9 protein-coding genes are annotated in these 14,261 nt (G+C 70.8%); 8 read left to right on the top strand and 1 reads right to left on the bottom strand.

Annotation, left to right across the window (positions count from 1 at the left end):
- Nucleotides 1-205 precede the first annotated feature (205 nt).
- The 5 genes from ACWDXC_RS28615 (at nt 206) to ACWDXC_RS28635 (ending at nt 4,447) form a co-directional block, all read left to right on the top strand.
- Nucleotides 206-1,387, top strand: coding sequence for a zinc-dependent alcohol dehydrogenase (locus ACWDXC_RS28615; RefSeq protein WP_449986764.1), 1,182 nt, complete (start codon nt 206-208; stop codon nt 1,385-1,387).
- A 42-nt stretch (nt 1,388-1,429) separates the two neighbouring features.
- Nucleotides 1,430-2,482, top strand: coding sequence for an NAD-dependent epimerase/dehydratase family protein (locus tag ACWDXC_RS28620; protein ID WP_449986765.1), 1,053 nt, complete (start codon nt 1,430-1,432; stop codon nt 2,480-2,482).
- Between the two features lie 87 nt (nt 2,483-2,569).
- Nucleotides 2,570-3,037, top strand: a complete 468-nt coding sequence (locus ACWDXC_RS28625; RefSeq protein WP_449986767.1) for an ATP-binding protein — start codon at nt 2,570-2,572, stop codon at nt 3,035-3,037.
- Between the two features lie 89 nt (nt 3,038-3,126).
- Nucleotides 3,127-4,032 (top strand): dihydropteroate synthase, encoded by a 906-nt coding sequence (gene folP / locus ACWDXC_RS28630; protein ID WP_449986768.1) that lies wholly within the window; start codon nt 3,127-3,129, stop codon nt 4,030-4,032.
- A gap of 16 nt (nt 4,033-4,048) precedes the next feature.
- A complete protein-coding gene (locus ACWDXC_RS28635) occupies nt 4,049-4,447 on the top strand; it encodes a DnaJ family domain-containing protein (protein WP_449986770.1) in 399 nt (132 codons plus the stop codon).
- A 61-nt stretch (nt 4,448-4,508) separates the two neighbouring features.
- On the opposite strand, the gene ACWDXC_RS28640 is transcribed toward ACWDXC_RS28635, so the two are convergent.
- A complete protein-coding gene (locus ACWDXC_RS28640; protein ID WP_449986772.1) occupies nt 4,509-6,860 on the bottom strand; it encodes a glycoside hydrolase family 6 protein in 2,352 nt (783 codons plus the stop codon).
- A 267-nt stretch (nt 6,861-7,127) separates the two neighbouring features.
- Here ACWDXC_RS28640 and ACWDXC_RS28645 point away from each other — a divergent pair, with 267 nt between their 5' ends.
- Genes ACWDXC_RS28645 through ACWDXC_RS28655 form a run of 3 tightly spaced genes read left to right on the top strand, consistent with a single transcriptional unit; the run spans nt 7,128 to nt 14,209 of the window.
- Complete coding sequence (locus tag ACWDXC_RS28645; protein WP_449986773.1) at nt 7,128-10,079, top strand: glycoside hydrolase family 48 protein; 2,952 nt, start codon at nt 7,128-7,130, stop codon at nt 10,077-10,079.
- An 11-nt stretch (nt 10,080-10,090) separates the two neighbouring features.
- Nucleotides 10,091-12,589 carry a glycoside hydrolase family 9 protein gene (locus ACWDXC_RS28650; RefSeq protein WP_449986775.1) on the top strand — a complete coding sequence of 833 codons (2,499 nt, stop codon included), beginning with the start codon at nt 10,091-10,093 and terminating at the stop codon, nt 12,587-12,589.
- A 57-nt stretch (nt 12,590-12,646) separates the two neighbouring features.
- Complete coding sequence (locus ACWDXC_RS28655; protein ID WP_449986777.1) at nt 12,647-14,209, top strand: cellulase family glycosylhydrolase; 1,563 nt, start codon at nt 12,647-12,649, stop codon at nt 14,207-14,209.
- Nucleotides 14,210-14,261: the final 52 nt, after the last annotated feature.

The raw sequence follows: 14,261 nt of genomic DNA on the forward strand, positions 1-14,261 counted from the left end.
GGGCTCCTTCTGTCTACCGTTCGCTACCAGTAGTTACTCACCGAATACGGAGGGTGTAAAGCGTGTTTACCGGATGGAGTTTTTCCGGACTGAAGAACGCCTGGTCCAAGGGTTTGTCATGACACATGGAGGCGATTCGCGCCCCCCGGCCTAGGGGTGCTTTGTGGGGGTATGCGGCTCGTGAAGCCGATCCTGAGGAGTTGCCATGAAGGCCGTCACCTGGCACGGCAAGCGCGACGTCCGGGTCGAGGACGTCCCCGACCCGCAGATCAAGGAACCGAACGACGCCGTCATCAAGGTCACCACGACCGGCCTGTGCGGCTCCGACCTGCACCTGTACGAGGTGCTCGGGCCGTTCTTGACCCAGGGCGACATCCTCGGCCACGAGCCGATGGGCATCGTCGAGGAGGTCGGCTCGCAGGTCACCACGCTGAGGCCGGGCGACCGGGTGGTGGTCCCGTTCAACATCTCCTGCGGCCACTGCCACATGTGCGGCATGGAGCTGTACGCCCAGTGCGAGACCACCCAGGTCCGCGAGCACGGCATGGGCGCCGCGCTGTTCGGCTACACCAAGCTGTACGGCCAGGTGCCGGGCGGCCAGGCCGAGTACCTGCGGGTGCCGCAGGCCCAGTTCGGCCCGATCAAGGTGCCGAACGGGCCGCCGGACGAGCGGTTCGTCTACCTGTCGGACGTGCTGCCCACCGCCTGGCAGGCCGTCCAGTACGCACATCTGCCCGACGGGGGCAGCCTCACGGTCTTCGGGCTCGGCCCCATCGGCCAGATGTGCGCCCGCATCGCCCGCCACCTCGGCCACCGGGTCATCGGCGTCGACGGCGTGCCCGAGCGGCTGGAGATGGCCCGCCGCCACGGGGTCGAGGTCGTCGACGCGAGCGAGACCACCGACGTGCCGGAGGCGGTCAGGCAGCTCACCTCGGGACGCGGCACCGACTCGGTGATCGACGCCGTCGGCATGGAGGCGCACGGCTCGCCCGCCGCCAAGCTGGCCCAGACGATGACGGGCGCGCTGCCCGACGCGCTGGCCGCCCAGCTCATGAGCCACGCGGGCGTGGACCGCCTCGCCGCACTCAACCAGGCCATCGACACCGTACGGCGCGGCGGCGTGATCTCCGTCATCGGCGTCTACGGCGGCATGACCGACCCGATGCCGATGCTGCGCATGTTCGACAAGGGCATCTCGCTGCGGATGGGCCAGGCGCACGTCAGGCGGTGGGTCGGCGCGCTGATGCCGCTGGTCACCGACGACGCCGATCCGCTCGGCGTGATGGACCTGGCCACGCACCGGGTCCCGTTGCAGCGGGCGCCGGAGGCGTACGAGATGTTCCAGAAGAAGCGGGACGGCGCGATCAAGGTGCTGATCGAACCCTGACCAGCCCGTTTCGTCCCCTTCTGACGGGGCAGGCGGTGCGCCATGAGAGTCGTGGTGGTGGGTGCGACGGGCAATGTCGGCACGAGCGTGATCCGGGCCCTGGAAGCCGACGAGAGCGTGACGTCCATCGTCGGCGTCGCCCGCAGGCTGCCCGGCTGGCGTCCCGGCCGCACCGAATGGGTCAAGGCGGACGTCGTCACCAGCGATCTCGCGCAGATCTTCGACGGCGCCGCCGCGGTCGTGCACCTGGCCTGGCTGTTCCAGCCGACCCGTGACGCCACCGCGACCTGGCGGGCCAACGTGCTCGGCAGCATGCGGGTCTTCCAGGCCGTCGCCCAGGCGGGCGTGCCCGCGCTGGTCCACGCCTCCTCCGTCGGCGCGTACTCGCCCGGCCCGAAGGAGGTGCGGGTCGACGAGACCTGGCCCACCCACGGCTACCCGGGAGCCGCGTACGGGCGCGAGAAGGCGTACGTGGAGCGGGTGCTGGACGTGTTCGAGCACGACAACCCGGGCGTCCGGGTGGTGCGGATGCGGCCGGGCTTCATCTTCCAGCGGCAGGCGGCGACCGAGCAGCGCAGGCTGTTCGCCGGGCCGCTGCTGCCGCGCAGGCTGGTCAGGGCGGGCCGGATCCCGTTCGTGCCCGACATCCCCGGGCTCAAGATGCAGATCCTGCACGCCGACGACGCCGCCGAGGCCTACCGCCTGGCCGTCACCAAGCCCGTCACCGGCGCCTTCAACCTGGCCGCCGAGCCGGTGCTCGGCCCGGCCGAGCTCGCCGAGCTGCTCGGCGCCAGGACCGTGCCGGTCCCGGCCGGGGTCGCGCGGGCCGCCGTCGCCGCCGGCTGGCACCTGCGGCTCATCCCCGCCGCGCCCGGCCTGCTGGAGCTGGCGCTGCGCATCCCGCTGATGAACGTGGACCGCGCCCGCCACGTGCTCGGCTGGACGCCCAGGCACTCGGCGCCCGACGCGATCAAGGCGCTGCTGGAAGGACTGCACGACGGCGCCGGCATGGACACCGCGCCGCTCGCCCCCGACAGCGCGCCGAGGCGGCTGCGCGAGTTCGCCACCGGGATCGGCGGCCGGTCGAAGGTGTGAAGCCCGGCTGTCAGGGCAGTGGGGAAGCCCTGTGAGGTCCAGCAGCGCGGCCCGCCGACGACGAGGAACAGCGCGAGGAAAGCTGCCATGCGCACGCTCATGACCCAGCCCTTCACCCGCCGGGAGGTCACCCGGATCCGTCAGGCCGTCGCCCGGCACGCGTCCGGGGCCGGACTGGCCGGCCCGAGGCTCGAGGACTTCGTCCTCGCCGTGCACGAGAGCGTCATCAACGTCGTGACGCACGCCGGCGGGCACGGCACGCTCAAGCTGTGGACGGCCGACGGCGTCCTGCGCGCCGAGACCGCCGACCGGGGCTCCGGCATCCCCCACCACTACGTCGAGAGCCGTCAGCGCCCGCCCGACACCTCGGGCAGCGGCCGGGGCATCTTCCTGATCAAGCGGCTGTGCGACGACGCCGACTTCCACACCGGCCCCGACGGGACCGTCGTGGAGCTCGCCATGCGCCTGCCCCGGCGCCCGTGCGCGTCCCGCCCCCGGATGAGGCGCATCCGCGTCGCCACCGAACGCCCCCACCGCATGCGCTTCACCGCCTGACCCTTCACCGGCTGACGCAGCAGGGCCCCCGGGCTCCCCGGAAGGTAGGCTGCCAAGCAGGTGGCCCGAGCTCGTAAGGGGATGGTGTCGTGACCGGTGGAGTGAGCACTGCCCCGTCCGAGATGTCCCACCCCGTGCGGCGGATCGGGCGGCGCGAGTTCGACTTCCGGCGACAGGTGGCGATCATGGCGATCGTCAACCGCACCCCCAACTCCTTCCACGACCAGGGCCGGACCTTCGCCCTGGAGCGGGCCGTCGAGGCGGCGTCGCGAGCGGTCGAGCAGGGCGCCGACTGGGTCGACATCGGCGGGTTCGCCTTCAGCGCCGCCCAGGCGGAGATCGGCGTAGAGGAGGAGATCGACCGCGTCGTGCCGGTGATCTCCGAGGTGCGGCGCGTCACCGACGCGGTGATCAGCGTCGACACCCACCGCGCGGCCGTCGCCGAGGCCGCGATCGCCGCGGGCGCCGACGTGCTCAACGACACCAACGGGCTGCGCGAGCCCGGCATCGCCGAGGTCGCCGCCCGCACCGGCGTCACCGTGGTCGTCACCCACAGCCTGGGCGGGCCGGGGCGCCGGGTGTTCAGGCCCGACTACGCCGACATCGTCGCCGACGTCACCGCCTACCTGCGCGAGCGGGTGGAGGCCGCGCTGGCGGCGGGGATCGCCCCCGACCGCGTCGTCATCGACCCGGGCCACGACCTCAACAAGAACACCTACCACTCGCTGGAGCTGATGCGCCGGCTGGACGAGGTCGCCGCCGTCGGCTACCCGCTGCTGGTGGCGCTGTCCAACAAGGACTTCATCGGGGAGAGCATCGGCCGCCCGCAGGGGGAGCGGACCGAGGGCACGATCGCCGCGAACGTGATGGCGATCCTGCGCGGGGCGCGGATCGTCCGGGTGCACGACGTGCCCGCCACCGTGGCGTCCGTGCGGATGACGGAGGCGATGCTGGGCTGGCGGCCGCCCGCCGCCCCGCGCCACAACCTCGCGTAGGGAGAGGGGATCGCGTGTGACCGAGCGCAAGCCGGGCGGGATGCAGTTCGAGAGCTGGGTGGACCGGCAGATCAGGGAAGCCCAGGAACGCGGCGAGTTCGACGACCTGCCGGGCGCGGGCAAGCCGCTTCCCGGGGCCGACAAGCCGTACGACGAGCACTGGTGGATCAAGCAGAAGCTGGAGAGCGAGGGGCTGTCGATGCCGCTCCCGCCGAGCCTGCAACTGCGCAAGGACGCCGAGCAGGCGCTCGCGGCCGCCGCGAAGGCCAGGTCCGAGGGGGAGGTCCGGCTGATCGTCAACGAGATCAACGACCGGATCCGCGAGGCCATCAGGACCGGGCTGTCCGGCCCGCCGCACAACCTCGTCCCGTACGACGTCGAGCGGATCGTGTCGGAGTGGCGCAGCAGGGGCTGACACATGGTTACAGGGCCCAGGCCGGGGGCTGATCCGGCGGCCTGGGCCCTGTGATCAGGGGTTAGGACAGCGGCGGGTAGGCGTTCTGCACGAGCTGGCGGAACTGGGCCGAGAACCACTGGCCGGAGATCGGCGCGTCAGCGAGCGCGCCGGACATGTTGTGACCGTTGAGGTCGTTGCCGGTGTAGGTCGGGTCGCACATCCGGTCGAACCTCTTGCCCTCGGTGTTCGGGATCTCCTTGCTGGAGCCGTCCGACTCGCCCGGAGGCTTGATCCACACGTAGGCGTCGAAGCCCGGCTCGGGGTTGGCCGTCGGCCGCATCCCGATGCCCGCGCCGCTCTGGTTGCACCAGTTGCCGGCGTGCAGGCGGCGGTCGACGCGCGACTCGTTGACGAAGGTGTCCACATTGGTCGCGGTGCTCGGGCCGGACGGGCGGGCGCTGCCGCCCCAGCCGTTGCGCGAGGTGTCGACGAGCATGCCGAGCCCGGAGCGGAAGCCCTTGGCGATCAGGGCGTTGCGCAGGGCGGTGGCGAAGGTGTGCTCGTCGACGTAGTAGTTCCAGTCGACCCACTTGGACTGGCGGACCGTGGTGCCGTTCACCGTCGTGTTGATGGTGAAGTGCGGCTCCTTGAGCGCGGAGTAGTTGGCGGTGTTGACGATGAAGCCGTCCACGCTGTCCACGCCCGCCGCGGTGCCGGCGACGGTGCGGTGGAACAGGTCGACCGACGGCTGGAAGTTCGAGTCCCAGCCGAGCCAGGCGTGGTGGGCGGCGTCGACGTAGGTGTAGACGTTGGTGATCGCGTGCAGCTTGTCGAGCGCGTAGCGGACGCCGTCGACGTAGCCGCCGGGGCCGTTGGCCTCGCGGCAGTCGGCGAAGGTGTTGATGTTGGTCACCAGGTTGGGCAGCGAGTCGGGCTCGATGATCGTGACGATGCGCAGGTTGGCGTACTGCGGGTCGTCGAGGATGTCGGCGATCGGGTCGATGTACTCGGCCTTGTAGCGGTTGAAGCCGTTCTCGGAGATGCGCAGCTCGCCGTTGGAGGCCAGGGCGGAGCAGTCGCGGTTGGGCAGGTTGTAGACGACGACCTGGATGGTCAGCGGCGTGGCGCCGTTGGCGGCGTCCTGCCGCACGGCCTCGTCCATGTGCTCACGCAGGCCCAGGGCGTCGCCGGGGCCCTCGATGGCGGCGATGCGGTCCATCCACACGGCGGTCGAGGTGTTGGCGATGGCGGCGCCGCCCGGCTCGGCGGCGGCCTTCGTCGACCAGCTCGGGTTGATGTAGCCGGTGGCTCCGGCGTACGGGTTCTCGACGTGGACGGGGGTGGTGTCGCCGTCGTCGTCGGCCTCGGTGGCGGTGACCGTGCGGGAGGTCAGGCCGGTGGAGGCGACGGTGAACGTCCGGGTGCCGTTGACCTCGTCGGAGTCCTGGGCGGCGGCCAGGGTCACGGTCTGCGGCGTGTTCCAGTTGGCCGTGGTGAACGACAGGGAGGCGCCGGAGCTCACGGTGAGGTCGGCGTCGCCGCTGCCGGCCGTCGTGGTGACGGTGACGCCGGAGGACGGCTGGGTGGCCAGGCGGACGGTGTAGGCGCCGGTGGCGCCCTCGGGGACGGTCACGGACGTCGGGGTGACGATGAGCGACTGCTCCTGGGTGCTGTCGTCGTCGACCTCGGTGGCGTTGACCGTGGTCGAGGTGACGCCGGTGCCGCCGACGGTGAAGACCGCGGTGCCCGCCGTCGTGTCGGCGTCCTGCGCGGCGGCCAGGGTGACCGTCTGCGCGGTGTTCCAGTTCGACGGGGTGAAGGTGAGCGAGGCGCCGGAGGTGACGCTCAGGTCGGCGTCGCCGCTGGTCCGCGAGGTGCTGACGGTCACGTTCGAGGAGGGGGCGGCCGACAGCCTGGCGGTGAAGGTGGCGGTGCCGCCCTCGTTGACGGCGACGGAGCTGGCGGAGGTGACGACCGCGGGGGTCTCACCGCCGGGGCCGCCGCAGGTGGTGCCGTTCACGGTGAACGTGGTCGGGTTGGGGTTGGTGCCGGACCAGGTGCCGTTGAAGCCGATGGTGGTGCTGGCCCCGGTGGCGAGGGCGCCGTTCCACGGCATGTTCTTGGCGGTGACCCGGGTGCCCGACTGGCTGATCTCCGCGCCCCACCCGCTGGGGGTGTACTTCTGGGTGGTGGTGGGGAAGTCGAAGGCCAGCGTCCAGCCGTTGAGGGGGTCGCCCAGGTTCTTCAGCGTGAGGTTCGCGGTGAAACCTCCCTGACCAGGGCTGGATGTCCACGAGTTGGGGGTGTACACGACGTCGCAGGAGACCGCGGCGTGGGCGGCGGTCGTCTGCCCGGCGACGAGACCGGCGGCCGCGACACAGGTGGCTGTCGCGGTGACGGCCCATCTCCGAAGGCCGCGTAGGAGTTTCACGGATCATCATCTCCTGTGGTGAGTGGGAGCGCTCCCATAGTGGGCGGCCATTCACAAATGTGTACAGCGACCGGTGGCCCGCCGAGGCCCCGGCGGGCCACACGCTCGCGCGATGCCGGGCAAGCACCGTGAAACTTTCATGCCACGCAGGCAGGTGAGAGGAAATCCGGCCGTCACCCGGACGCCATTTCGTTGACATCTCCTCCTCGCCGAAGCGCACAATGCGGCATGGGAGCGCTCCCACCCCCCTACTCCCATGGAGAAACCGTGAGTCACAGACCCCGCCCCTTCCTCACGCGCCTGGCCAGGCGGTTATCCGCGGCCGCGGCGCTGGTCCTGGTGGCGAGCACCACCACGGTGCTCGCCCAGACCCCCGCCAGCGCGGCCGTCGCCTGCGAGGTGACCTACACCGCCAACCAGTGGAACAGCGGCTCGAACCAGGGCGGCTTCACTGCCAGCGTGGCCATCAAGAACCTCGGCGACCCGCTCACGAACTGGACGCTGACCTTCGACTTCCCGACCACCGGACAGAAGTACGACCAGGGCTGGAGCGCCACCTGGAGCCAGTCGGGCACCCGGGTGACCGCCAAGAACATGCCGTGGAACGGCGCCCTCGCCACCGGGGCCAGTACCTCCATCGGCTTCAACGGCTCCTGGACCGGCAGCAACCCGGCCCCCACCTCGTTCGCGATCAACGGCACCACCTGCGGCGGCGAGGACGACAACGAGGCGCCCACGGTCTCCCTGACCTCGCCCACGGCCGGCCAGACGTTCACCGCCCCGGCCACCGTGCCGATCGCGGCGACCGCCGCCGACTCCGACGGCACGGTCTCCAAGGTCGACTTCTACCAGGGCTCCACCCTGCTGGGCACCGACACCAGCGCGCCCTACACCTACAACTGGCAGAACGTGGCCGCCGGCAGCTATTCGATCACCGCCAGGGCCACCGACAACGACGGCGCCACCACGAACTCCGCGCCCGTCGGCATCACCGTCGGCTCCGACAGCACGCCGGCGCTCGTCGTGAGCCCGCAGTCCGTGGCCGTCCCGGAGACCGGCACCGCCACGTTCTCCGTCAAGCTCTCGCGCCAGCCGGCCGCGAGCGTGACCGTGAACACCGCGCGGGCCAGCGGTGACGCCGACCTGACCGTCAGCGCCGGCGCCAGCCGCACCTTCACCACGGCCAACTGGAACACCGCCCAGACCGTCACGCTGTCGGCCGCCGACGACGCCGACACCTCCGCCGGCACCGCGGTGTTCAGGGTGAGCGCCACCGGCTACGACCCGGTCGACGTCACCGCCACCGAGGCGGACGACGACCTGCCCGGCGGCGACAACGAGTACATCCAGCGCTTCACCGAGATGTACAACGACCTGCACGACCCCGCCAACGGCTACTTCTCGCCCGAGGGCGTGCCGTACCACTCGGTGGAGACGTTCATGGTCGAGGCGCCCGACCACGGGCACGAGACCACCTCCGAGGCCTACAGCTACTACCTGTGGCTGGAGGCGGTCTACGGCCAGGTGACCGGCGACTGGACGAAGTTCAACGACGCCTGGGAGTCGATGGAGACGTACATCATCCCGGCGACCAGGGACCAGCCGACGAACTCCTTCTACAACCCGGCCAAGCCGGCCACGTACGCGGCCGAGCACCTGGAGATCAGCAACTACCCGTCGCAGATCGACCAGGGCGTCAGCGTGGGCTCCGACCCGATCGCCAACGAGCTGCAGACCGCGTACGGCACCCGGGACGTCTACGGCATGCACTGGCTGCTCGACGTGGACAACACCTACGGCTTCGGCCGCTGCGGCGACGGCACCACCAAGCCCGCCTACATCAACACCTACCAGCGCGGCCCGGAGGAGTCGGTCTTCGAGACGATCCCGCAGCCGTCCTGCGACACGTTCGCGCACGGCGGCACCAACGGCTACCTGGACCTGTTCATCAAGGACTCCTCCTACGCCAAGCAGTGGAAGTACACCAACGCCCCGGACGCCGACGCGCGCGCCGTGCAGGTGGCGTACTGGGCGCTGACCTGGGCCAAGGCGCAGGGCAAGGCGGACCAGATCTCCGCGACCGTGGAGAAGGCCGCCAAGATGGGCGACTACCTGCGTTACGCCATGTACGACAAGTACTTCAAGCAGCCGGGCTGCACCAGCCCGTCGTGCCCGGCCGGCACCGGCAAGAACTCCGCCAGCTACCTGCTGTCCTGGTACTACGCCTGGGGCGGCGCGACCGACTCCAGCGCCGGCTGGGCCTGGCGGATCGGCTCCAGCCACAACCACTCCGGCTATCAGAACCCGTTCGCGGCCTGGGCGCTGTCGAACGTGGCCGAGCTGCGGCCGGAGAGCGCGACCGGCGCCACCGACTGGAGCACCAGCCTCACCCGGCAGCTCCAGTTCTACACCTGGCTGCAGTCGGCCGAGGGCGCCATCGCCGGCGGCGCGACCAACAGCTGGAACGGACACTACGCCACGCCTCCGGCGAACCTGCCCAAGTTCCACGGCATGGCCTACGACTGGCAGCCGGTCTACCATGACCCGCCGTCGAACCAGTGGTTCGGCTTCCAGGCGTGGACCATGGAGCGGGTGGCCGAGCTGTACAACGTCACCGGCAACGCCGACGCCAAGGCCCTGCTCGACAAGTGGGTGGCCTGGGCGCTCGACAACACCACGGTCGGCGCCGGCGGCGACTACCAGATCCCGTCCACGCTGCGCTGGACCGGCCAGCCGGCGGGCAACTTCAACGCCACGTCCGGCATGCCGCCGGCCAACCCCGACCTGCACGTCGAGGTCGTCAACCACACCCAGGACGTCGGCGTGGCCGGCTCCTACGCCAAGGTGCTGATGTACTACGCGGCCCGGGCGAACCACGCCGAGGCCCGTGACACGGCCAAGGCGCTGCTCGACGCCGTGTGGGAGAACCGCGACGACAAGGGCGTCTCGGTCGAGGAGACCAAGACCGACTACCAGCGCATCGACGACCCGGTCCACGTGCCCGCGGGCTGGACCGGCACGATGCCGAACGGCGACCCGATCAACTCGGACTCGACGTTCCTGTCGATCAGGTCCTTCTACGAGAACGACCCCGACTGGCCCGAGGTCAAGGCCTACCTGGACGGCACCGGGCCGGCTCCCACGTTCAACTACCACCGCTTCTGGGCGCAGGTCGACGTGGCCGTCGCCCTGGCGGAGTTCGGACGGCTCTTCCCGTGAACAACCCGCTCGTGAAGAGGGTCGCCGCCGTCGCGGCGGCGGCCCTCGCCGTGCCCCTGATCGTCGCCGCGCCGCCCGCCTCCGCCGCCCCGGCGTTCGCGTACGGCGAGGCGCTGCAGAAGTCGCTCTGGTTCTACGAGGCCCAGCAGTCGGGCGAGCTGCCCGACTGGAACCGCGTCAACTGGCGCGGCGACTCGGGCCTCGACGACGGCGCGGACGTCGGCCTGGACCTCACCGGTGGCTGGTACGACGCCGGCGACCACGTGAAGTTCGGCTTCCCGATGGCGTTCTCCGCCACCATGCTGGCCTGGGGCGCGGTCGAGTACCGCGACGCCTACGCCGCCTCCGGCCAGCTCACCCATCTGCTCAACAACCTCAGGTACGTCAACGACTACTTCGTCAAGGCGCACCCGTCGCCCAACACGCTCTACGGCCAGGTCGGCCACGGCGGCAGGGACCACGCCTGGTGGGGCCCGGCCGAGGCCATGGCGATGGACCGGCCGGCGTACAAGATCGACGCGTCGTGCGGCGGGTCGGACCTGGCGGGCGAGACGGCGGCGGCGATGGCCGCCTCCTCGATCGTCTTCCGGCCGACCGACCCCGCTTACGCGGACAAGCTGGTGACGCATGCCAAGCAGCTGTACTCCTTCGCCGACACGGTCAGGAAGAAGTACAGCGAGTGCATCACCGACGCCCAGGGTTACTACAACTCCTGGAGCGGGTTCACCGATGAGCTGGTCTGGGGCGCGATCTGGCTGTACAGGGCCACCGACGACCCGGCTTTCCTGACCAAGGCCGAGTCGACCTACGACAGCCTCGGCACCGAGCCCCAGACCTCCATCAAGTCGTACAAGTGGACCATCGCCTGGGACGACAAGTCCTACGGCGCCTACGTGCTGCTGCACAAGCTGACCGGCAAGCAGAAGTACCTCGACGACGCCAACCGCTGGCTCGACTGGTGGACGGTCGGCGTGAACGGCTCGAAGGTGCGCTACTCGCCGGGCGGCCAGGCGGTGCTGGACCGGTGGGGGTCGCTGCGGTACGCGGCCAACACGGCGTTCGCGGCGCTGGTGCACAGCGACTCGATCAGCGACGCCACGCGCAAGGCCCGTTACCACGACTTCGCGGTGCGGCAGATCAACTACGCGCTCGGCGACAACCCACGCAACTCCTCGTACGTGGTCGGTTTCGGCACCAACCCGCCGAAGGCGCCGCACCACCGGACCGCGCACGGCTCGTGGACGGACCAGATATCCACACCTGTGGAAAGCCGTCACACGCTGTACGGTGCGCTCGTCGGCGGGCCGCCCGACCCGGACGACGCCTACACCGACAAGCGGGACGACTACGTGATGAACGAGGTCGCCACCGACTACAACGCGGGCTTCACCAGCGCGCTCGCCCGGCTCTACAAGGAGTACGGCGGCGCGCCGGCGGCGGGCTTCCCGGTCGCCGAGACGCCCGACGGGCCGGAGATCTTCGTGGAGGCCGGGGTCAACGCCTCCGGCACGAACTTCACCGAGATCAAGGCCATCGTGCGCAACCAGTCGGGCTGGCCCGCCCGGGTGCTGTCCGACGGGTCGTTCCGCTACTACTTCACGCTCGACGGGTCGACCACCGCGTCGCAGATCACGGTGTCGTCGGCGTACACCCAGTGCGCGGCGCCGACCCTGCACGCGGCGGGCGGCAGCACCTACTACGTGGCCATCGACTGCTCCGGGCAGGACATCGCGCCCGCCGGGCAGTCGCAGCACCGCCGTGAGGTGCAGTTCCGCATCGCCAGCGCGGGCACCTGGGACCCGGCCAACGACTGGTCGTACCGGGGCATCCCGACCACGCCGGGCACGACGCCGGCCCGTACCTCCAACATCACGCTCTACAGCGGCGCCACCAAGATCTGGGGCAACCCGCCGGGGCCCGAGGAGGAGGACGACACCCCGCCCGGCACCCCGGGCAAGCCGGCGGTCTCCGCGATCACCGGCTCCACGGCCAGGCTGTCGTGGACCGCGGCCACCGACAACGTCGGCGTCAGCGGCTACGACGTCTACCTGGACGGCGAGAAGGCGGGCACCGCGCCGGGCACGACCTTCGAGCTGACCGGGCTCGACGCCGACACCGAGTACACGGTCCACGTGGTGGCCAGGGACGCCGCAGGCAACAGCTCCGAGCCGTCGGCGAGCACCTCCTTCGCGACCACCGACACGCCGCCGCCCACCGGCGGTTGCACGGCGACGTACAAGCTGGTCAACTCCTGGAGCGGCGGCTATCAGGCCGAGGTGACGGTGAAGAACGCCGGCACGTCGGCGATCGGCGGCTGGAGGGTCTCCTGGGCGCAGTCCGGCACCGTCAGCCAGCTCTGGGGCGGCAAGCACAGCCAGTCCGGCGGCACGCTCACCGTCGGCAACGAGGCCTGGAACGGCGCGCTCGCTCCCGGCGGGACCGCCTCCTTCGGCTTCATCGCGTCGGGCAGCGGGGCGACCCCTGACCCGATCACCTGCACCACCGCCTGAGAACACGGGTCCCGCCCTCCCCGGTGGGGGGCGGGACCTCCCAGCGAAAGGCACCACATGAGATCCCGGCTCGCCGCGCTGGCGGCACTTCTGCTCCTCCCCGTCGTCCTGATCGCCTCTCCCGCCCACGCCGCGACCGGCCTGCACGTCAGCGGCACGAAGATCGTCGAGAAGGGCGGCCAGGAGTTCGTCATCCGTGGCACCAGCCACGCCCACACCTGGTACACCTCGCAGACCCGGGCGTTCGCCGACATCAAGTCGCTCGGCGCCAACGCCGTCCGCGTGGTGCTCAGCGGCGGGCGCTGGACCGCCAACGGCGTCGCCGATGTGGCCAACGTCGTGTCCCTGTGCAAGCAGAACAAGCTCATCTGCATCCTGGAAAATCACGACACGACGGGCTACGGCGAGCAGAGCGGCGCCGTCACCCTCGACGCCGCCGCCGACTACTGGATCAGCGTCAAGAGCGCCCTGGTCGGCCAGGAAGACCACGTCATCGTCAACATCGGCAACGAGCCCGTCGGCAACAACGCCGTCACCCCCGGCTGGGCCGCCGCCACCACGGCCGCCATCCAGAAGCTGCGCGCCAACGGCTTCGACCACGCGCTCATGGTGGACGCCCCCAACTGGGGACAGGACTGGCAGTTCACCATGCGCGACAACGCCCGGGCCGTCTTCGACAGCGACCCGGACAAGAACACGATCTTCTCCGTCCACATGTACGGCGTCTTCGACACGGCAGCGGAGATCACCTCCTACATGGACGCCTTCCGCACCGCCGGGCTGCCGCTGGTCGTCGGCGAGTTCGGGCACAACCACTCCGACGGCAACCCCGACGAGGACACGATCATGGCCCAGGCCGTCAGCCGCGGCCTCGGCTACCTCGGCTGGTCGTGGAGCGGCAACGGCGGCGGCGTCGAGTACCTCGACCAGGTGACGAACTTCGACGTCGACCAGCTCACCCCGTGGGGCGAGCGGCTGTTCAACGGCGCCGACGGCATCGCCGCCACCGCCCGCGAGGCCGCGATCTACGGCGGCGGCGGCCCGGACGACACCACCCCGCCCACCGCCCCGGGCGCCCCGGCGGCCTCCGGCATCACCACCACCGGCGCCACGCTGACCTGGACCGCCTCCACCGACAACGTGGGCGTCACCCGCTACGACGTCCACGACAGCGGCGGCGCCCTGCTCGGCAGCTCGGCCACCCCGTCGATCAGCCTGACCGGGCTCACCCCCGGCACCGGTTACACGGTGTACGTGCGGGCCAGGGACGCGGCGGGCAACCAGTCGGCGCCCTCACCCACCACCGCGTTCAGCACGCTCCCCAGCGGCGGCGAGGGCGACTGCGAGGTCACCGCGACCGTCGGCAGCCAGTGGGGCAACGGGTACGTGGTCTCGCCCGTGTCGGTGACCGGCACCGGCTCCGGCTGGACCGTCACGTTCACCCTGCCCGCCGGGCACACGATCGTCGGCTCCTGGAACGCCGCCGTCACGGTCGACGGGCAGAAGGTGACGGCCAGGAACCTCGGCTACAACGCCTCGCTGCCGGCCTCGTTCGGCTTCCAGGCCAGCCGGCCCAGCGGCTCGACCAGCGTGGCCTCCGGCTACGCCTGCGCCGGCTGAACCCCCGCACCACGCCCCCTGAGGAGGTGAGGCCCGTCCCCCTGCTGTGAAC

It is taken from the genome of Nonomuraea sp. NPDC003214 (assembly GCF_053590035.1).